The sequence below is a fragment of the Rhizobium sp. YTUHZ045 genome (assembly GCF_051124255.1).
GTDB lineage: Bacteria > Pseudomonadota > Alphaproteobacteria > Rhizobiales > Rhizobiaceae > Rhizobium.
Genome location: NZ_CP101436.1, coordinates 91165 through 111858, shown reverse-complemented (window position 1 = coordinate 111858; position 20694 = coordinate 91165). Strand labels below are relative to the sequence as shown.

The 20694-nt window shown below is 60.8% G+C and carries 17 protein-coding genes and 2 pseudogenes; 8 read left to right on the top strand and 11 right to left on the bottom strand.

Going from position 1 to position 20694, the window contains the following annotated elements:
• The first annotated feature begins 2 nt into the window (after nt 1-2).
• Genes NMA58_RS31910 through NMA58_RS31895 form a run of 4 tightly spaced genes read left to right on the top strand, consistent with a single transcriptional unit; the run spans nt 3 to nt 4632 of the window.
• Entirely contained in the window at nt 3-1103 is a 1101-nt protein-coding gene (locus NMA58_RS31910; RefSeq protein WP_434715219.1) for a BMP family ABC transporter substrate-binding protein, read from the top strand.
• 3 nt (nt 1104-1106) lie between these two features.
• Nucleotides 1107-2627, top strand: coding sequence for an ABC transporter ATP-binding protein (locus NMA58_RS31905; RefSeq protein WP_434715218.1), 1521 nt, complete (start codon nt 1107-1109; stop codon nt 2625-2627).
• The gene (locus NMA58_RS31900) at nt 2624-3724 is read left to right on the top strand and encodes an ABC transporter permease (RefSeq protein ID WP_434715217.1); all 1101 of its coding nucleotides are present in this window, start codon (nt 2624-2626) and stop codon (nt 3722-3724) included. The genes NMA58_RS31905 and NMA58_RS31900 overlap by 4 nt, the downstream gene beginning before the upstream one ends.
• Nucleotides 3721-4632, top strand: a complete 912-nt coding sequence (locus tag NMA58_RS31895) for an ABC transporter permease (RefSeq protein WP_434715216.1) — start codon at nt 3721-3723, stop codon at nt 4630-4632. The genes NMA58_RS31900 and NMA58_RS31895 overlap by 4 nt, the downstream gene beginning before the upstream one ends.
• Nucleotides 4633-4726: 94 nt before the next feature.
• On the opposite strand, the gene NMA58_RS31890 is transcribed toward NMA58_RS31895, so the two are convergent.
• The gene (locus tag NMA58_RS31890) at nt 4727-5257 is read right to left on the bottom strand and encodes an NUDIX hydrolase (protein ID WP_434715215.1); all 531 of its coding nucleotides are present in this window, start codon (nt 5255-5257) and stop codon (nt 4727-4729) included.
• Between the two features lie 184 nt (nt 5258-5441).
• On the opposite strand from NMA58_RS31890, the gene NMA58_RS31885 reads away from it, so the two are divergent.
• Nucleotides 5442-6734: a mechanosensitive ion channel family protein gene (locus NMA58_RS31885; protein WP_434715214.1), complete on the top strand. Its 1293-nt coding sequence runs from the start codon at nt 5442-5444 to the stop codon at nt 6732-6734.
• Nucleotides 6733-6891 (top strand): annotated as a pseudogene (locus NMA58_RS31880) (dipeptide/oligopeptide/nickel ABC transporter ATP-binding protein); the annotation flags it as partial. The gene NMA58_RS31885 and the pseudogene NMA58_RS31880, both read left to right, overlap by 2 nt.
• A gap of 58 nt (nt 6892-6949) precedes the next feature.
• Here NMA58_RS31880 and NMA58_RS31875 read toward each other — a convergent pair.
• Nucleotides 6950-9223 carry a sensor domain-containing phosphodiesterase gene (locus tag NMA58_RS31875; RefSeq protein WP_434715213.1) on the bottom strand — a complete coding sequence of 758 codons (2274 nt, stop codon included), beginning with the start codon at nt 9221-9223 and terminating at the stop codon, nt 6950-6952.
• Nucleotides 9224-9726: 503 nt separating this feature from the next.
• Here NMA58_RS31875 and NMA58_RS31870 point away from each other — a divergent pair.
• Together NMA58_RS31870 and NMA58_RS31865 are read left to right on the top strand one after the other, a co-directional pair.
• Nucleotides 9727-11130 (top strand): NfeD family protein, encoded by a 1404-nt coding sequence (locus NMA58_RS31870; protein WP_434715212.1) that lies wholly within the window; start codon nt 9727-9729, stop codon nt 11128-11130.
• Nucleotides 11131-11159: 29 nt separating this feature from the next.
• Complete coding sequence (locus NMA58_RS31865) at nt 11160-11921, top strand: slipin family protein (RefSeq protein ID WP_221127297.1); 762 nt, start codon at nt 11160-11162, stop codon at nt 11919-11921.
• 187 nt (nt 11922-12108) lie between these two features.
• Here NMA58_RS31865 and NMA58_RS31860 read toward each other — a convergent pair.
• The 9 genes and pseudogenes from NMA58_RS31860 to NMA58_RS31820 form a co-directional block, all read right to left on the bottom strand.
• Nucleotides 12109-12279, bottom strand: a pseudogene (locus tag NMA58_RS31860) (helix-turn-helix domain-containing protein); the annotation flags it as partial.
• 273 nt (nt 12280-12552) lie between these two features.
• Nucleotides 12553-12846 (bottom strand): type II toxin-antitoxin system RelE/ParE family toxin, encoded by a 294-nt coding sequence (locus tag NMA58_RS31855; protein ID WP_434715211.1) that lies wholly within the window; start codon nt 12844-12846, stop codon nt 12553-12555.
• Nucleotides 12846-13100, bottom strand: coding sequence for a type II toxin-antitoxin system ParD family antitoxin (locus tag NMA58_RS31850; protein ID WP_097598998.1), 255 nt, complete (start codon nt 13098-13100; stop codon nt 12846-12848). Before NMA58_RS31850 ends, NMA58_RS31855 begins: the two co-directional genes overlap by 1 nt.
• A 291-nt stretch (nt 13101-13391) precedes the next feature.
• Nucleotides 13392-14789 (bottom strand): dihydrolipoyl dehydrogenase, encoded by a 1398-nt coding sequence (gene lpdA / locus NMA58_RS31845; RefSeq protein ID WP_434715210.1) that lies wholly within the window; start codon nt 14787-14789, stop codon nt 13392-13394.
• A 3-nt stretch (nt 14790-14792) separates the two neighbouring features.
• Nucleotides 14793-16037 carry a dihydrolipoamide acetyltransferase family protein gene (locus NMA58_RS31840; protein WP_434715209.1) on the bottom strand — a complete coding sequence of 415 codons (1245 nt, stop codon included), beginning with the start codon at nt 16035-16037 and terminating at the stop codon, nt 14793-14795.
• A gap of 3 nt (nt 16038-16040) precedes the next feature.
• Nucleotides 16041-17054, bottom strand: coding sequence for an alpha-ketoacid dehydrogenase subunit beta (locus NMA58_RS31835; protein ID WP_097599001.1), 1014 nt, complete (start codon nt 17052-17054; stop codon nt 16041-16043).
• A 1-nt stretch (nt 17055) separates the two neighbouring features.
• Entirely contained in the window at nt 17056-18288 is a 1233-nt protein-coding gene (locus tag NMA58_RS31830; protein WP_434715208.1) for a 3-methyl-2-oxobutanoate dehydrogenase (2-methylpropanoyl-transferring) subunit alpha, read from the bottom strand.
• A gap of 60 nt (nt 18289-18348) precedes the next feature.
• Complete coding sequence (locus NMA58_RS31825; RefSeq protein ID WP_434715207.1) at nt 18349-19476, bottom strand: acyl-CoA dehydrogenase family protein; 1128 nt, start codon at nt 19474-19476, stop codon at nt 18349-18351.
• 19 nt (nt 19477-19495) lie between these two features.
• Entirely contained in the window at nt 19496-20683 is a 1188-nt protein-coding gene (locus NMA58_RS31820) for an acetyl-CoA C-acyltransferase (RefSeq protein ID WP_434715206.1), read from the bottom strand.
• Nucleotides 20684-20694 lie beyond the last annotated feature (11 nt).

The window sequence follows — 20694 nt, the reverse complement described above, 5'->3', positions numbered from 1 at the left end:
ACATGTCCAGTAATTTCACCCGCAGAACACTGATGAAGAGCGCGGCGGCTGCCGGTCTTGCGACGGCTTTTGCCGGCCGCTCGGCGCTTGCCGCCGACGAACCGCTCGGCATCGCCCTCGTCGTTCCCTCGCCTATCGGCGACGTCGGCTGGGGTCATGCGCTTGCCGCCGGCATCGACCCGATCAAGGCCGCCTATGGCGACAAGGTGAAGGTCACGGTCATTGAGAACATCGCCGAAGGTCCGGACGCCGACCGCATCATGAACAAGACCGTCGCCGACGGAAATCATTTCCTGATTGCCGGCTCCTTCAGCTATCAAAATGGCGCGCTGCAGATCGCCCGCCGCAATCCGAAGGTGACCGTCCTGCATGCTTCGGGCTTCCAGGTCGCACCGAACTTCTCGCCCTTCGCAGCGAAATATTTCCAGGGAACCTACTTGCTCGGCATGGCGGCGGCGGCCGTTTCCAAGACCGGCAAACTCGGCTCGGTGTCGGCCTTTGCCATTCCCGAGCTGATCACCTCTATCAACGCCTTCACCCTGGGCGCGCAGGCCGTCAAGCCGGATATCGAAGTGTCTGTCGTCTGGGTCAACTCCTGGTTCGATCCAGCCAAGGAGCAGGAAGCCGCCAAGGCGCTGATCTCGCAGGGCTGCGACGTGATCTTCTCGAATGCGCAGGATACGCCCTCGGTCATCTCGGCCTGCGAGGAAGCCGGCGTTTATGCATTCAACCTCAACTCCTCGATGAAGAAATATGCCGAGAAGACCTATCTCGGCTGCATCGCTACCGACTGGTCACCCTTCTTCAAGGCGTCGGTCGACGCCCATCTTGCCGGCACCTTCAAGGGCGCCAACGCCTTCCTCGGTGTTGCCGACAAGGTTGTCCAGGTCGTCGATTGGAACCCGGCAATCCCAGCCGATACGATGACCAAGATCAAGGAAATCGAGGCCAAGATTGCCGATGGCAGCTTCTCGCCGTTTACCGGTCCGATCACCAAGGCTGATGGCAGTGAAGGTGTCGCTTCGGGGACCACGGCGACAGACGCCCAGATCGTCGCGATGGACTGGCACGTCAAGGGTGTCACGACGCCGCTGCCGAAGTAAACCATGGTAAGCCCGCTCCTGTCGCTGCGCGGCATTACCAAGAGCTATGGCCCGGTCGATGCCAATCAGCAGATCGATCTCGACGTCGCTCCACGATCCATCCATGCCATCCTCGGAGAAAACGGGGCTGGCAAATCGACCCTGATGAAGCTGATCTACGGCGTCGAGCAGCCGGACAGCGGCACCGTCGCGTGGAACGGGAAAGCCCTCAGCCTTGCCTCTCCCGCAGAGGCAAGGCGCGCCGGCATAGGCATGGTGTTCCAGCATTTCTCGCTGTTCGAGAGCCTGACGGTCGTCGAGAATATCCGCCTGATCGTCTCGGGCAAGAAGAGCGATCTTGCGGAACGCGTTCGCAAGCTCGGGCATGAGTTCAGCCTCGAAGTCGATCCACACGCTCATGTCCATTCGCTTTCCGTCGGCCAGAGGCAGCGGGTGGAAATCATCCGATGCCTGATGACCGATCCGAAACTGCTCATTCTTGACGAGCCGACCTCGGTGCTGCCGCCGCAGGCGGTGGAAAAGCTGTTCGAAACATTGCGCCGGCTGCGGGACGGTGGCGTGTCCATCCTGTTCATCTCTCACAAGCTTGAAGAAATCCAGTCGCTCTGCGATCGCGCTACGATCCTGCGCGGCGGACAGGTGACCGGTCACGTCGACCCCCGCGAGCACGATGCGCACGAGCTTGCCCGGATGATGATCGGCCGCGACATGCCGGAACCGATGCCAGCGCTGCCTTCGGTCGAAGGTGAAAAGCGTCTGGAACTCGTCGGGCTCGATTACCGGGCGGACCCCTTCGCCGTGCCGCTTTCCAATGTCAGCCTGGCCGTGCGCGCCGGCGAAATCCTCGGCATTGCCGGCATTTCGGGAAATGGTCAAAGCGAACTCGCGGCTCTGATTTCGGGTGAAACCCTGTTGCCGCGGGATCAGCGCGACCAGATCTTCATGATGGGCGAGGACGTCGGCACGCTCGACTCTGCCGCCCGGCGGCGGCTGGGTTTCGCGTTCGTCCCGGAGGACCGGCTCGGCCGTGGTGCGGTTCCCGAGATGTCGCTCACCCTCAATAGCCTGCTGACCGCGCACCCGCTGAACCTTGTGAAGCATGGCCTCCTCGACAAGGTCAAGGCGAAGGCCTTCACCAGTGATTGCATCCGGGACTTCGACGTGCGAACGCGCGGGCCAGGGGCAGAGGCCGGGTCGCTTTCCGGGGGCAACCTGCAGAAGTTCATCGTCGGACGCGAAATCATGCTGGCGCCGAAGCTTCTTTTCCTCGTCCAGCCGACCTGGGGCGTCGATATCGGTGCGGCCGCGGCGATCCGCAAGCGGCTGATGCGCCTTCGCAACGAGGGCGTGGCGATCCTAGTCATTTCCGAGGAACTCGAGGAACTGTTCGAATTGAGCGATTTTATCCAGGTCCTGCATCACGGGACGCTGAGTGCGCCGCTGGTCACGCGTGAGACCAACCCGGAAGAGATTGGCCGATATATGATCGGAGCCCAGCCGCAGCGCGAGAAAGCGACCGCATGAGCAGACCTTTCCTTGCCGCCCTGCCCATTCTGGTCCGTCGGGAGCGGGCATCGCTTACCGCCACCCTTCTGGCGCCGCCCATCGCCCTCCTCGTCACCATCGTACTCAATCTCGGACTTTACGTCGCCATGGGGCGCGATCCGGCTGCGGTGGTCTATGCTATGCTGATCGAGCCCTTCTATTCATGGGCGTCGTTCTCCGAAGTGCTGCTGAAGACCGCTCCCCTGCTCCTCATCGCGCAGGGGCTTGCGCTCGGCTTTCGCGCCAAGGTGTTCAACATCGGTGCCGAAGGACAATTCGTGCTCGGTGCGATCTTCGCCTCCGCCATTCCGATCTGGTGGCCCGACGCAACCGGCCAATGGATCTGGCCGGCGATGCTGCTGCTCGGCATGATGGGCGGGGCATTCTGGGCCTCCTTCACCGCCTTTTGGCGCGTCCGGCTCAATGCCAACGAAATTCTGGTTTCGCTGATGTTGAGTTTCGTTGCCGTGCAGCTCCTCAATTATCTGCTGCTCGGTCCCTGGAAGGATCCGAACGGCTTCAATTTCCCGCAGTCCGTCATGTTCCAATATGACGCGATGGTGCCGATCCTGATCGAGGGAACGCGCGTCAATGTCGCGCTCGTCCTCGCCGTTCTCCTGTCGATCGCCGCATGGGTCTTCATGCAGAAGAGCTTCATCGGCTATAAATTGCAGGTCGGCGGACTGGCGCCGCGCGCGGCGAGCTATGCCGGATTCCGGGAAAGCTGGGCAATCTGGCTTTCCCTGCTGATCGGTGGAGCCGCAGCCGGTCTTGCTGGTGCTGCCGAAGTCGCCGGCCCGCTCGGTCAGCTGCAGCGCTCGATCTCCACCGGATACGGATATGCGGCAATTATCGTCGCCTATCTCGGCGGCCTGCACCCGATCGGCATCGTCGTTTCTGCAATCGTCATGGCGGCGCTCTACATCGGCGGCGACAACGCCATGGTCTCCGCCAATCTGCCGGTCGCGGCCGTCCGGGTTTTCCAGGGCAGCCTGCTCCTTGCCTATCTCGTCGCCATCGCCTTCGTGCGCTACCGACTTGTCTGGCGGCCCGCAGCGAGCAGGAGCCCGGCATGAACGCCGTCGAGTTCGTTCTGGCCGGAATGCTGGCTGCTGCGACACCTTTCCTGCTCGCAGCGCTCGGAGAACTTATCGTCGAGCGTGCCGGCGTGCTCAATCTCGGCGTCGAGGGGCTGATGGCTTTCGGCGCCGTCATTGCCTTCATCATCGTCTATCATGGCGGCGGCCATTTTCTGGCATTTCTCGCCGCCGGCCTCGGCGGCGCGCTTTTGTCCCTGATCTTTGCGGCAATCGTCCTCGGCTTCAATGCAAACCAGGTCGCGACCGGGCTTGCGATCGGGATTCTCGGACAGGGCCTGTCGGCGCTGTTCGGCAAGACCTACGAGAGCCTGACCGTCAGGGCGCTGCCGAAGCTCGCCATTCCCGGTCTTTCCGATATTCCGGTCATCGGCGGCCTGTTTACCCAGGATATCGTCGTCTGGCTATCGCTGGCCGTGACCGTCGTTATCTGGGCGATGTTTGCCTACAGCAAGGTCGGTTTGATTATCCGCGCCGTCGGCGAAAACCCAAAGGCGGCCCATGCGATCGGCTACCCGGTCGTCGCAATCCGCTTCGCCGCAGCCGCTGTCGGCGGCGTCATGGCTGGCTTTGCCGGCGCCTATGCGGCGACGATCTACACGCCGCTCTGGGCGGATGGCATGATTGCCGGCCGCGGCTGGATCGCAATTGCGCTCGTCGTCTTCGGAACCTGGCTGACCGGCCGCATCTTTCTCGGGGCGTGCCTGTTCGGCGCAGTATCGCTGATGGGGCTTGCCGCCCAGGCGACCGGGCTCGACGTTCCCTCGCAGTTGCTCGCATGCCTGCCCTATCTGGTGACGATCATCGTGCTCGGTATCATTTCGGCGGATCGCCGCCTGCTCAAGCTCAATGGCGTCGCCTCGCTCGGCGAGCCGTTCGAGCGATAATGATCACGCCCGTCGACGCGAAGGCAATTGAGAGTCAACTTGCCTTCCGAGCCCGCCACGAACGGTAACCAGAACGAGGAGCCCCACAACCCTATCAGCCGTGGTCAGACTTCTTTTGGCCCCGCGGTTCAAATTCGACGAGCAGCGACTTGAGTTCGACTTCTCGAACACGTCGCGCCGCCTCATCAGGGCTGACCCATTCGAGAATACGCTGGCCTTGCTCCTTGAAGTCGTTTCCGATCTCGGTGACTTCGATCTGAAACAGGTCGACGATACATGGCGCCACATCGCCGTCGTCGAACTCCTTCAGATAGGTATAGCGGCCGACAGGTTTCCTTCTCACCGCCCCGCGCACGCCTGCTTCCTCCCAGGCTTCGATCGCCGCCGCTTCGAAAGGCTTCTTCCCTTTCATCGGCCAGCCCTTCGGTACGACCCAGCGCGCGCTCTCGCGCGATGTGATCACGAGAATTTCGATCTTCGGCCCGCCATCGCAATAGCGGAAGCAGATGGCGCCGTACTGTTGGCGGAACGCGCCGAACAGCTTCGCAGGAACGGCAGCGAGCTGCCGCAGCAATGGCTGAGACTTGTCTAGTCGTGACTTGCCGCGTTTTTTCGTAGGCTTCATGACGCTCCGTCTTCAGCTCATCTTGCGCACATGGCTGCGCAGGCGCGCAAGCTGATCGATACCCGCGAGCACGTTTCATCGACTTGTTTTAGCACGACGAAATGGAATGCTGATGCTTGTTTCTTCCAAATGAACTAAACTCATGCGCTAGCTTTATCTAGCTGACATTCATCGGATTATCATCATGAATATCAGGCAGATGACCGAGGTCGCCGAGCAGTGGCTAACGACATTCATTCTGAACGAATGGACGTTCTTTCAGCTTGCGATCATCGTGGCGGGCTTGGGCTTTGCGTCCTTACTTGCGTCGCGCACAGAACCTGCGATGGAGGCAAAGGCGCGCCTGATCAAGGGCAATCCAGACCTGCTTCGGGTCATCATTGCTCCTATGCGCCGGATGATGTGGCTTTTCCTTGTCGGTTGGTTATGGCTCGCCAACATTGTGCTGAGCAACAGCGCGTGGCCCTCACAACGTTGGCTTGTGTCCACGGCTCTGACGCTGGCAGCGGCATGGTTCCTCATCTCCGTCCTGACCAAGATCATCCGCAACCCGACCCTGTCGCGCGCCGTCGCGATCGGCAGCTGGAGCTACATCGCTCTTTATGCAGTTGGTCTTGACGGCCCGGTTCTATCTGCACTCGACGGACTCGCGGTTAATTTGGGTGCGGTGAGACTCTCGCTTCTGCTTGTGCTCAAAGCCCTCGTGCTGGCGATCGCCCTGATCTGGTTGGCCGTCCTCATCGGCAACATGCTTTCCCACTGGATTCAGCGCTCGGCCGACTTATCGCCTTCCATCAAGGTGTTGATCAGCAAATGCATCAAGATCAGCCTGATCATAATCGCTGGAGCCATCGCTTTGTCGGCGACCGGGGTCGACCTTACCGCGCTGACCATTTTCTCAGGCGCAGTCGGCGTCGGAATCGGCTTCGGCCTTCAAAAGGTGGTCTCAAACTTCATATCCGGCATAATCATCTTGATCGACAAGTCGATCAAGCCGGGTGACACGATCACCCTTGGCGACACGTTCGGGTCGATCCGTGACCTGCGCTCGCGGTTTGTTTCCGTCATCACCCGCGATGGCAAGGAGTACCTCATTCCGAATGAAGACTTCATATCGCAGCAGGTCGTCAACTGGTCGTTCTCCAGTGATTATGTGCGGATCGACGTTGACTTCGGGACGTCCTATAACAGCGACCCGCATCAAGTCGTTAAGATCGCCATTGCGACAGCATCGACCGTGCCCCGGGTGGCAAACCAATATAAGCCACCCGTCTGCTGGCTGACCGCCTTTGGCGCTTCGTCGCTCGACTTTCGGCTTCGCTTCTGGATCTCGGATCCAGCGAACGGGCTGACAAATGTTCGTGGGCAAGTTCTGATGGCGCTTTGGGATGCCTTCAAGAAAGCCGGCATCTCTATCCCGTTTCCGCATCATGAAATCATCATGAAAAGCCCTATAGAGATCAAACAACCGGACTGATTTGCCAAGCCCCGTCGATCCGCCGAGCGGATGCCGTTTTCGAACGCGCTGCTGCAATGCGACATCGATCTGCGCCGAACAGGATCCGGCCTTGAAGAACAGGACGGCTGCGCCCCGACTGCTGACTGACTGCCATCACGCCGATCCGGGTCTTTCCAGGCCGCCGCCTGAGCCTTGTCGGAAGCGGCTGATAGCGGCGAACAGCTCGCCCCCTGCTATCCGAGGAAACGACGCGGTTCCTCCTGCGGTCGGTCGGCATTCTCCGTCACGCCGGTTTTGCGTGCACACAGATATTCACCAACACGTTCACGGCTCATGGGTTTGCCGAACATATAGCCCTGCAGCGTGGTGCAGCCCATTTCCAGCAAACGCATCGCCTGCCGATGGCTCTCTACACCTTCGGCCGTGACCTTCATATCGAGCTTCCGCGCCAGATTGAGCACCAGTTCAACGATAGCGAGGCTCGATTCATCGACGAGCATGGTGTCGATAAAGCTCTTATCGATCTTGATGATGTCGACCGGCAGACTTCGCAGATGCGTCAGCGACGCATAACCTGTCCCGAAGTCATCGAGCGCCACTGTCAGGCCTTTCTTGCGCAAACGTTGCAGGGTTGTTGCAACGGCATCTTCCAGGCCCTGCAGGAAAACCGTTTCCGTCACCTCCAGCATAAGCTTATCCAGCGGAATTCCTCTTGACGCAAAGGCGGCAACGATCCGGGTTTCCAAGTCGCCCCTCATGAAATCGGAGGCACTTATATTGAGGCTGACCCGCCCGAATTCCAGCCCGCGGTCGATCCAGCCTCGAATGTCGGCCGCGACCTGCTCGAGCATGCGGGTCGTAATGTGATAGGCAACGCTCGGGTCTGTGAACGCCTCGTGAAATTGCGCCGCCGACACGATTGAACCATCCGAACGCCGCATTCGCACAAGCGCTTCGAACGCCCCTACCTGACCGTCGGCACAGGCAACGATCGGCTGATAGTGCGGCACCATCCGATGTTCGGTAAGAGCCGACTCCACCTCCCGGACGATTTGAATGCGACGCGCTATCCTCGAACGCAGGCTGGGCTCGTAGTGTATATAGCTGCCGCGCCGCGTTTCTTTGGCATGATAGAGAGCGAAGTCCGCGTTCTGCGAAAGCGTTACGGCATCCATCTCGCCCTCCGAAATCGCCCCACCCACGGTTATCGCCGGATTTATCGTCGATCCCCCAACCTGCAGAGGGCGCCCGATATATTCGATCAGGTGGCGCGCGAGCGAACCCATGCGGCGTACGCTTGCGGGCGCGTCCAGAATGACGGAGAACTCATCCCCGCCGAGACGAAAGACCTTTCCTCGCTTTCCCAAGCGTTCGTCCAGACGTGACGCCACGCCTTTCAGCAGCAGGTCACCTGTCGCATGGCCGAGGATATCGTTCACTTGCTTCAGGCGATCGACGTCGATCAGCAATAAGCCGATGGAAGGAGCGTCGGCCGCTGTGAGCCGCTCCATATGAGCATTGAAGGCTGCCCGATTGGCAAGTCCGGTCAAAGGATCGGCGTTGGCGGCCTGGAGCAGACGTTGCTCGTAACGCACTTTTTCGGAAACATCCTGAACGATGCCGAACAGACGACTGGGCTTGCCGCTCAAGCGCTCGATATCGCTGACCACGCGGACCCAGCGTTCCTCCCCTTCTGGCGTCATGATGCGATATTCCCTGTCGATGCCGGCCGCTGAACCATCAAGGACATCGCGTATCCTGCGTCTGACGCTTTCGCGCTCTTCAGGAGCATAGCAGCCGATCACCTCCTCCGAGGTCATGCGTTTGCCGACCGGCAGTCCGACGGTGCGGTAAATCTGGTCGGACCAAATGATGGTGCCGGTCGCGAGATCCATCTCGAAGCCGCCGACCTTGGCAGAGCGTTCGGTCTGCTCGAAGCGGGCCTGCTTCAGTTCCAACTCGCGTTGCTGCGCTCTCAGCAGGCTTTGCTGACGATGTTCGCGGATAAGGCCGACGACGACGCTTGCCAAACTGCGGAGCTGTTCGAGATCCCGATCGCCGAAGCGGCGGCTCTTCGTGTCGAGGACACAGAAGCTGCCGTAGCAGGTGTCCCCTTCCGAGAGCGGCACTCCCGCATAGAACCGGACCGAACGCTCTCTGACGAAGATATTTCCGGAAAAGCGAGAATCCTTGTCGGCGTTTTTGACGATGAGCGGTGACTTCGTCTCTACGATATGGCTGCAGAAGGATTGCTCGCGTGGCGTCTCCTTCAAAAAGAGACCTTGCTCGGCCTTGAACCACTGCCGATGCCCGTCGACGAACGAAACCAAGGCCATCGGCATGTCGAACATGCTGCGAGCCAGCCGCACGATAGCATCGAACTCTTCCGTTGGTGGCGTATCGAGAATGCTGGCCTGGTGGAGGAGATTCAATCTCTCATTTTCTGAAAGTGACATGCGACCCTGGGCTCCTCGCAGCGCTTGATGACGCGGAGTGAAACCCTTCATGGGTCATAGAAGCGGAAGAACTAACCGCTGACGTTCTATAGAATTGCATGATCTGGTTGCCAAATATTGAAGCTGTCGACATATAGCTCGGTCGTAAGACATCTCGTCGAACAGGATATTCTCGCCCGGCGATAAGATCCTGAAGTATCTGATTAATAAGGCATCTGGGATGGGTCGACGGCATTCCGATTTCGGTTTCGATCAAATATGCAGGGCGCTTCCGAAAGCCTTCAGCACCGCTTCCATGAGCGCTTCGCTGCGGGTCGGATGAGTGTGGACGGTGCCGGCGATGTCTTCCAAGTGTGCACCCATCTCGACAACCGTCTCGCTGCATCGGAATGCGCGTCGCTGGCTGCCAGCGACCTTCAAAAACAGGCCACGCGGCTCGCATCCGTGCAACGCGCTTAGCCAACTTCGCCTTTACGAGCGCATAAGACGGCTTGAACATGAGCCTTTGAGGCCTGCGTCTTTTTCTTTGTAATATCCGACATACATTAAATACTATGTACGTTCCGCCGATTGGCACGCGGGGATTGAGGTGTTGGCGATGGCAACCGCCAATCTTCACTTTGTTGTTTTTGCTGCTTTTAGCTTGGGGCTTCGGCGCACCGTCGGCGTCTGACCGCGCGTCTGTCGTCCTCAAGGTGAATGGCGCCATTGGGCCTGCTATTGCTGACTACGTGGTACGAGGCATTCAGCGTGCTGGCGACCGAGAAGCGGTCTTGATCGTCCTGCAAATGGATACACCGGGCGGCCTCGACACCTCCATGCGGGAAATCATTCGCGCGATCCTTGCCTCGCCGGTGCCTGTCGCAAGTTTCGTCGCGCCAAGCGGAGCACGAGCTGCCAGCGCTGGCACCTATATTCTCTACGCAAGCCACATTGCGGTAATGGCCCCTGGGACCAATTTGGGTGCGGCAACACCAATCGCGCTCGGCGTAAAGCCTTTCGGCGGCGATGAGGAACCCGAAAAGAAGCCGAGCGAACCTGGTGGCAAGCAGCCGGAAGCTCCAGGCAATGCCCATGAAGCAAAAGCCGTCAACGACGCAGTCGCCTACATTCGTGGGCTTGCGGAATTGCGCAATCGCAACGCGGACTGGGCAGAGCGTGCCGTCCGGGAAGCTGCAAGCCTTTCATCCACAGCGGCAGTGCGCGAACATGCCATCGATTTCATTGCAGTCGATGTCATCGATCTCCTTGCAAAGGCACAGGGGCACGTGGTGCGGGTCGGTCAAACGGAGGTCCGGCTCGATACCGCCGGTTTGGCCGTACAGGAATTCGAGCCTGACTGGCGCACGCGCCTGCTTTCCGTCATTACCGATCCGAACATCGCAATCATCCTGATGATGGTCGGTATCTATGGCCTGATCTTCGAATTTCTCGCACCTGGGACAATGCTTCCTGGCACGATCGGCGGCATCTGCCTCCTCCTTGGTCTTTATGCCCTGGCGTTGCTGCCGGTAAGTTTTGCCGCCCTTGGGCTTATTTTGCTCGGCGTGGGATTGACAGTGGCTGAGGCGCATTCGCCAAGCTTCGGCGCTTTGGGCATCGGCGGCGGGGTAGCCGTGATCCTGGGAGCGACCATCTTGTTTGATACGGGTATACCCGGCTTGCAAGTGTCGCGTCCTCTGCTGGGCGCAATTGCGCTTGCGATTCTCGCCTTTAGCCTCGTCGTTGCTCGCCTGGCATTCACCTCGCGATTGCGCGAGGTCGCAACCGGTGCAGAGGAGATGATTGGCATTTCCGGTAAAGTTGAGAGTTGGACGGGACTCTCGGGGTACGTCATCGCGCATGGCGAACGCTGGAAGGCCGTTTCCGCCGAACCCCTTGTTGCTGGTGACCCTGTCAGGGTGACGGGTCGCAACGGGCTGGCGCTCGAGGTCGCCAGCCGTCCTAAGAACACCTAGCGGCACGCAAGGACGCAGGAGGAGAAGCCATGGATATGTTTGCAGATCTTGCCTTCTATTTGGTGGCCATTGTCATTGCGGTCGCCATCCTCGCATCCGCGGTTAAGATCCTGAGGGAGTATGAACGCGGCGTCGTGTTCACCCTTGGCCGCTTTACCGGGGTCAAGGGACCCGGCTTGATTCTGCTTATTCCCTATGTCCAGCAGATGATCCGCGTCGACTTGCGCACGCGCGTACTCGATGTCCCTAGCCAGGACGTCATCTCACATGACAATGTCTCGGTTCGAGTCAGCGCGGTGATCTACTTCAGGGTCATGGACCCCGAGAAGTCGACAATCCAGGTCGAGGATTTCATGATGGCAACAAGCCAGCTTGCTCAAACGACGTTGCGCTCCGTGCTCGGCAAGCACGACCTCGATGAAATGCTGGCAGAACGCGACAGGCTCAACTCCGATATTCAGGAAATCCTCGACTCTCAGACGGACGCCTGGGGAATTAAAGTAGCCACTGTCGAGATCAAACATGTCGATATCAACGAGTCGATGATACGTGCGATCGCTCGCCAAGCCGAAGCCGAACGCGAACGCCGCGCAAAGGTCATCAATGCCGAGGGCGAACAGCAAGCTGCAGCGAAGCTACTTGAAGCGGCGGAAATTCTGGCCAAACAGCCGGAGGCGATGCAACTTCGTTACTTGAGCACTTTGAACGTCATCGCCAGCGAGAAGACTTCGACGATTTTATTCCCCTTCCCTATGGAGTTGGGCAATCTAATGGCCATTAAGCCGAAGTGATCGAACGGCACTGGCGTTGGTGATTGATCCAGCTTCTGTGTCGGGCCAAAATGAGGCCACGCCCCAGAGAAACAGTCGGCCGTGGTTGCGTGAGTGAGACTCCGGAGGGCGTAGCCAGGGATCACTTGCACCCGCGGCGATTGTCGCCTGGATTTCAGCCGTCCTTCGGGTGCGACTTTGCGCGGCACCGCCAACCTTGCGGCCAGAATGTAGGCTCGCCATCTTTCGCTCCTGCGATCCAGCGAATTGTCGAAATCCCAATCCCGAACCGGGCTGCCGCCTGGCGTGCAGACACGCCCGCCGCAGATGCTTTCAAGACCCGTAATCTAAGATCATCGCTCAGTGCTCGTCCCGTCATCCAGCTCTTCCGATATGGATTTTGAATCCGCTTCGACTCGCCTCGTCACCTCACATATTCGTCGATCACAGGATCTGCTCTAGCGCATGTGAGGCGATTACGTGTTTGCCTCTCGTAGGGGCTGATCGCGGCGAACACCTCGGCCCCTGCTATCCGAGGAGCCGACGCGGTTTCTCCAGCGATCGGTCGGGGTTCTATTAACAGGCTTTGCTGACGATATTCCCGGGGCCTATTGCCCCATGCAACTGTGCTTGTTCATTCACTCAGCCAGGCCTAAGGGGCATCGCTGGCCCAGTCTTCGTGTCCATGGCGTATTCGGATCACGAATATAGTTCCGTGCTCCTCGATGCGGTAGACAATGAGATGGGCTTTGAACGGATGAACTCTAACTGGCGGCGAAATCTCTTCTCGCTCACGCGCCATTCGCGGATTGGCCGCAATCAGATCAAGCGCGGTAAACAACTCGTCATGATACTGCCTAGCCTGCGCGGCTCCGAACATGCGCACTCCTTGTTCGGCGATCGCAATGATGTCCTCTTCCGCTTCGACTGAAAGGTCAAAGCGCATTATCTACTGCCGCGCGTTGTTTCTGCACGTGCCACTGCCGCGGCAAAGAGTTCGTCCTTCGAGCGGCTGCCAATACCGCTTTTTAAACCGTCATCAACGAAACGTTGCATGGCGGCAACCTTGTCACCGCGAATTTGGTCCCTCCGGATCAGGTCGCGCACATAGTCGCTGGCATTGGAATATCGCCCGCTCTTTGCTTGTGCCTCAACCCAATCTTTCATCGGGTCCGGAAGAGATACGTTCATCGTAGCCATTCGAGCCTCCATGGTGCGAGTAGGTTAGCTGGACTTGGCAAAGTTTGTCAATCGGCTCCACAACGGCGATCTATGTCATATTCGGGGATTGCCGCCTACGCGATGACGAAGTCAGCGCTTCAGGGGGTAGTCGGCCTGTCGATCAATGTCCGTGTGATGCTGATCCTATTGCGACAGGTCGGGCTCTTGCCCTTGTGGGCAAAGCTTTTCGGCATCGGCACGGCCATATTCCGGTCCCAGTCGATGGGATCCGAACCGGCAGACGTCATGCGTGATCCGGGTCCAGTCGGCTCAGATGTGCAAAGCGTTTCCCAAAGCTTTCAGTGCCGCTTCCATGAGCGCTTCGCTGCGGGTTGGATGGGCGTGGATGGTGCCGGCGATGTCCTCCAGGCGCGCACCCATTTCGATTGCCAGCGCGAAAGCTGCGGAAAGCTCGGAGACCCCGGCTCCCACAGCCTGCAAGCCGAGAACGAGGTTCGTGTCGGCGCGCGCGACGACGCGCACAAAGCCCTCTTCGGAGAGCATCGTCATCGCCCGCCCATTGGCGCTGAACGGAAATTGGGCGGTGCGGATCTCATATCCTTGCGCGCGCGCCTCCGCCGGCGACAGGCCGACGCTGACGATCTCAGGATCGGTAAAGCAGATGGCGGGAATGCATCTTTTGTCCCAACCCCGCTTCTTGCCCGCAACGATTTCTGCCACCATCTCCCCTTGCGCCATCGCCCGATGCGCCAGCATCGGCTCGCCGGTCACGTCGCCGATCGCATAGATGCCGCGCATCGAGGTACGGCATTGATCGTCGATCCTCAGATACGGACCGGCGCGGTCGAGATCGAGTTCTTCGAGGCCGGAGCCCGCCGTTCGCGGGCGGCGGCCGACAGTGACAAGGATGCGATCCGCCGGCAGTGTCTCACGCCGGCTGTCCGACGTTTCAACGATCAATGCCTCGGCATTATCGGCAAGACCCATCGCCTTTGCACCCGTCAGCACCCGGATACCGCTCTCGGTGAGCTTGCGCATAACGGGACGCACAAGTTCCGCATCATAGAGCGGCAGCACCTGCGGCGTCGCCTCGACGACGCTCACCTCGGAGCCCATCTTCGAAAAGGCCATGCCGAGTTCCAAGCCGATATAACCGCCGCCGACCACGACGAGCTTTTTCGGCAGTTCCGTCAGCGACAGCGCCTCAGTCGAGGAAATGACGCGGGCACCGAAAGGCAGATTGGCAAGCGCCACCGGATCGGATCCGGTGGCGATCACCACGGTCTCGGCGCGGATGACCTGCTGGCCGGTTTCAGTCTCTACCTCCACCGTCTTGCCGTCACGGAAACGGGCGCGGCCATGGACGATCTTCACCCGCGCCTTCTGCAGCAGACCCGAAACGCCGCCCGTCAGCCGCCCGACAATGCCGTCCTTCCAGGCGATCGTTCTGCCGAGATCGATCGAGGCGCCTTCGATGCGGATGCCCATCGGATTTTTGCCGGCGAGCATTTTTTGTGTGGCGTTGAATTCCTCGGCAGCATGGATCAGTGCCTTGGAGGGAATGCATCCGACCGTGAGACAGGTGCCGCCCGGCTTGCCGGCTTCGACGATGACAGTATCGATGCCGAGCTGTCCTGCGCGGATGGCGCAGACATAACCGCCCGGGCCGGCGCCGATGACGAGTAGCTTGCAGACAATTTCTTTCATGGCTCAGCCTTCGATGAAAATGAGCGCCGGCGTTTCGAGCAGCGTGCGGATGCGCTGGACAAAAGTCGCCGCATCCCAGCCGTCGATGATGCGATGATCGAAACTCGACGAAAGGTTCATCATCTTGCGCGGCACGAATTGCGTGCCGTCCCAGACCGGGCGTGTGGCGATCTTGTTGACGCCGATGATCGCCACCTCGGGATGATTGATGACAGGGGTGGAAACGATGCCGCCGAGTGCGCCGAGTGAACTAATGGTTATGGTGGAGCCGGAAAGCTCGTCGCGCGTCGCCGTGCCCGAGCGCGCCGCATCCGCCAGCCGGACCATTTCGGCGGCGCAATCCCAGATGCCACGCGCTTCCGCATGCCGCACGACAGGCACGGTCAAGCCTGCGGGCGTCTGCGTGGCGATGCCGATATGGACGGCGCTATGGCGCGTGATGATACCGGCATCGTCGTCGAAAGTGGCGTTTACCTCGGGCTGCCCGGCAATGGCTTTGACCAGGGCCCGCATCAGGAAGGGCAGGACCGTGAGCTTGGGATGGCCCTCCCTGCGGTCGCCGTTCATGGTGGCGCGCAGTTCCTCCAGCGCCGTCATGTCCACTTCTTCCACATAGGTGATGTGGGGAATGCGCGAGGTGGAAAGCACCATCTTTTCGGCGATGCGCCGGCGCAGTCCGGTGAGCTTGATCTCCTCGGTCGCCGTCTTCTTGGCGGATCCGCCCCTTAGGAGGGCCGGAGCGGCGCCTTGCACGAGGAATTGCTCGACATCTTCGCGCAGGATGCGCCCTGCCGGCCCGGTCCCCTGCACTTGCCTCAGATCGACACCGCTTTCCCTGGCGAAGAGCCGCACGGACGGCGCGGCAAGCGGCTTTTCGGCGGGCGCAGCCGCAGCAGCAGGCGCTGCGGTGACCGGCATCGCTGGGGCAGGCCTGGCGATCTCCGCTTTGACCACTTCGGCGCTCGGCGCCTGCGAGATCGGCATCGGTTGGGCCTCACCGGCACCTTCCGCCGTTTCGATCCGCACCAGCGGCGCCTTGACCGCGATGCGGTCTCCGATATCGCCGGCGAGCCAGATGACAGTGCCATCGACGGGAGAGGGAATTTCGACCGTCGCCTTGTCCGTCATCACGGCGGCGATCACCATGTCCTCGCGGACGGGATCTCCCGTCTTCACGTGCCATTCCACCAACTCGGCCTCGGCGACCCCTTCCCCGACATCGGGCATCTTGATGACGAATTCGCCCATGGCTCAGGCCTCCATGACTTCGGCAAGCGCCCGCCCGACACGGCCGGGACCGGGGAAATAGTCCCATTCCTGCGCATGCGGATAGGGCGTGTCCCAGCCGGCGACACGCACAACAGGCGCTTCGAGATGATAGAAGCAATGTTCCTGCACCAGTGACACGACCTCGGCGCCGAAGCCCGACGTCAAGGTCGCCTCATGGACGACGACGCAGCGTCCGGTCTTGGTCACCGATTTGACGACCGTATCGAGATCGAGCGGCAGCAGGCTTCTCAAATCGATCACTTCGGCATCAATGCCGACATCCTCGGCCGCGGCGAGCGCCACATGCACCATCGTGCCATAGGCGATGACGGTCACCGCCGATCCCGCCCGCCGCACCTCGGCCTTGCCGATCGGGATCGTGTAATGGCCATCGGGCACCTCGCCTAGATCGTGTTTCGACCAGGGCGTCACCGGCCGCTCGTGATGGCCGTCAAAGGGGCCGTTATAGAGCCGCTTCGGTTCGAGGAACATGACCGGATCGGGGTCCTCGATCGCCGCGATCAGCAGGCCCTTGGCGTCATAGGGATTGGACGGCACGATCACTTTCAGCCCGCAGACATGGGTGAAGAGCGCTTCCGGGCTCTGGCTGTGGGTCTGGCCGCCGAAGATGCCGCCGCCTGTCGGCATGCGCACGACGATCGGGCAGGTGAAATCGCCGTTGGAGCGATAGCGGATGCGGGCCGCCTCCTGCGTCAGCTGGTCATAGGCCGGATACATGTAGTCGGCGAACTGGATCTCGACGCAGGGCTTCAGCCCATAGGCGGCCATGCCGATTGCCGTACCGACGATGCCGGATTCGCTGATCGGCGTATCGAAGCAGCGCGTCCTGCCATATTTTGCCTGCAGGCCCTGCGTACAGCGGAAGACGCCGCCGAAATAACCGACATCTTCGCCGAAAACGACGACATTGTCGTCCTTCGCCATCGACACGTCCATGGCGCTGCGCACGGCCTCGATCATCGTCATCCTGGCCATGTCAGTATCCTGCCTTCTGCCGCTGGCGACGAATATGCGCCGGCATCTCGGCATAGACCCCTTCGAAAATGTCACGCACCGAAGGCTTGCCGCCGGCATGCAGCGTGCCATGCGCCTCGGCCTGGCGCTGCGCCTCGATCACCTCGTCCATGATTTCGGCTTCCGCCTGCACATGCCGCTCCTCCGACCAAACACCCTTGACGATCAGATGTTTCTTCAGCCGCAGCACCGGATCGCCGAGCGGCCAGGCTTCCGATTCCGTCTTCGGCCGATAGGCGCTCGGATCGTCAGAGGTCGAATGCGCGCCGACGCGGTAGGTCACATGTTCGATCAGCGTCGGGCCGAGATTGCGCCGGGCGCGTTCGGCCGCCCAGCGGGAGACGGCATGGACGGCGAGATAATCGTTGCCATCAACCCGCAGCGCCGGAATGCCGAAGCCGAGGCCGCGGGCGGCAAAAGTGCCGGAACCGCCGCGGGCAATTCCCTGGAAGGTGGAGATCGCCCATTGATTGTTGACGATGTTGAGGATCACAGGCGCCTTGTAGGTCGAAGCGAAGACGAGCGCCGAATGGAAATCGGACTCCGCCGTCGATCCGTCGCCGATCCAGGCCGCTGCAATGCGGGTGTCGTTTTTGATCGCCGAAGCCATCGCCCAGCCGACGGCCTGCACATATTGGGTGGCGAGATTGCCCGAGATGGTGAAGAATCCGTGTTCCTTGGAGGAATACATGATCGGCAACTGCCGGCCGTGCAAGGGATCGCTCTCGTTCGAATAGATCTGGTTCATCATCTCGACCATCGGATAGTCGTCGGCAATCAACAGGCCTGCCTGACGATAGGTCGGAAAATTCATGTCGCCCTTGTTGAGCGCCTTGCGAAAGGCGCAGCTGACGGCCTCTTCGCCGAGATGCTGCATGTAGAAGGAGGTCTTGCCCTGTCGCTGCGCCATCAGCATGCGGGCATCGAAGGCGCGCAGCTTCATCATGTTGCGAAGCCCGGTCAGCAGCTCCTCATCGGTGAGCGATCCGGCCCAGGGACCAACCGCTTCGCCGTCACGGTTCAAGACGCGGATGATCGAATAGGCGAGATCGCGGATATCCTCGGACGCGACATCGACTTCGGGCCGCGGCACGGAACCGGCCTTGGCGATCTTGACGTTGGAAAAATCAGGTTGGCCGCCCGGACGAACGGCGGGTTCGGGGACGTGCAGGCTCAAACGAGCGGAATCCACCATGTCTCTTCTTTCCTCCTCTGCCGACCCGCCCCTCCCCGGAAGCAGGACCGGATGCCATTCCTATAGATTGCGGGCGATCACCATGCGCTGCACGTCGCTCGTTCCCTCGTAGATCTGGCAGATGCGCACATCGCGGTAGATGCGCTCGACCGGATAATCGGCCATGTAGCCGTAGCCGCCGTGGATCTGGATCGCATCGGAGCAGACGCGCTCGGCCATCTCCGAGGCAAAAAGTTTCGCCATCGACGCTTCCGACAGGCAGGGAAGCTCCACCTCCCGGAGCGAAGCGGCGTGAAAGACGAGCTGACGTGCCGCCTCGATCCGCACCGCCATGTCAGCAAGGCGGAAGGCGACGGCCTGATGCTCAAAAATCGGCTTGCCGAAAGCCGTGCGCTCCCTGGCATAGTCACGCGCCGCCTCGAAAGCGGCCCGTGCCATGCCAACGGCTTGAGCGGCAATGCCGATCCGTCCGCCCTCGAGATTGGCGAGCGCGATGCGATAGCCTTCGCCTTCCGCACCGAGCCTGAAATCCGCAGGAATCCGCATGGCGTTGAAGGCGATCTGGCAGGTATCGGTGGAATGCAGTCCGAGCTTTTCCTCGACCCGGATCACCTCATAGCCAGGTGTATCCGTCGGCACGATGAAGGCGGTGATGCCCTTCTTGCCGGCGTCGGGATCAGTGACGGCAAAGACGATGATGACATTACCGTTCTTTCCAGAAGTGATGAACTGCTTGGCGCCGTCGATCACATAGTCGTCGCCGTCGCGCCGGGCCCGGGTCTTCAGGTTCGAGGCATCGGAACCGGCCTGCGGCTCGGTCAGCGCGAAGCCGCCGATCCATTCGCCGGTCGCAAGCTTCGGCAGGAAGCGCTGCCGCTGCTCCTCGGTGCCGAATTTCAGGATCGGCACACAACCGACGGAGCTGTGCACGCTCATGATCGTCGAACAGGGTCCGTCGCCGGCGGCAATCTCCTCGAGTGTCGCGGCATAGGCGACGACGCCCGTATCCGAGCCGCCATAGGCTTCCGGAACAAGCATGCCGAGCAGCCCGAGTTCGCCCATCTCCTTCAGCTCCTCGCGCGGGAAGAGATGCTCCCGGTCGCGTTTGGCCGCTCCCGGCGCCAGCCGGTCGCGGGCAAAGTCGCGGGCGAGATCTGTGATCTGCTGCTGGAGTTCGGAAAGGATCATGTTGCTCCTCCCCTCCCCGCTAATGCCGCTCGATGGCGACGGCCGTCGCCTCGCCGCCACCGATGCAAAGTGCCGCCATGCCGCGCTTCAGATCATAGCGCTGCAATGCCGACAGCAGCGTCACCAGAATCCGGGCTCCCGACGCACCGATCGGATGGCCGAGCGCGCAGGCACCGCCATGCACATTGACCTTTTCATGCGGAACGTCGAGATCGCGCATCGCCGCCATCGCGACGACCGCGAAAGCCTCGTTGATTTCGAAGAGGTCGACATCCGCAAGCGCCAGGCCGGTCCGCTCGGACAGCTTCTGCAGTGCGCCGATCGGTGCGGTGGCGAAGAGATTGGGTGCCTGCGAATGGGTGGCATGGCCGAGGATGGTGGCGAGCGGGGCAAGACCGCGGCGCTCCGCCTCGGAGCGGCGCATCAGCACGAGCGCTGCCGCGCCGTCTGAGATCGAGCTGGAATTGGCGGCCGTTACCGTGCCGTCCTCTCGGAAGGCGGGCTTCAGCGTCGGAATCTTATCGAACTTGGCACGGCCCGGCTGTTCGTCGCGGCGGGCAACCTGCTCGGCCTTGCCCGACTTGACCGTCACCGGCACTATCTCGCTTTCGAAGCTACCCTCGGCGATCGCCTTCTGCGCCCGCGTCAGCGAGGCGATGGCGTAATTATCCTGCGCCTCGCGCGTGAACTGATAGGCCTCGGCGCAATCTTCCGCGAAGCTGCCCATCAAGCGCCCCTTGTCATAAGCATCCTCCAGCCCGTCGAGGAACATGTGATCCACGACACGCCCATGGCCGAGCCTGTAGCCGCCACGGGCCCTGTCAAGCAGATAGGGCGCATTCGTCATGCTTTCCATGCCGCCGGCAACTGCCACAGAAGCACTGCCGGCGGCGATCTGGTCATGGACCATCATCACAGCCTTCATGCCCGAGCCGCACATCTTGTTGACGGTGCTGGCGCCGGTCGCAAAGGGCAGCCCGGCGTGGATCGCCGCCTGGCGCGCCGGCGCCTGCCCTTGCCCCGCCGGCAACACGCAGCCGAAGACGACCTCCTCGATCGCCTCGGCCTCAACGCCGCTGCGCTGGAGTGCCGCCCCGATCGCCGCCGCTCCAAGCTCGGGTGCGGTCGCGTCCTTCAGTTCGCCTTGAAAGCTGCCGATCGGCGTGCGCGCCGCACCGACGATGACGATGGGATCCTGCAAAACCATCTTTCCTCCTT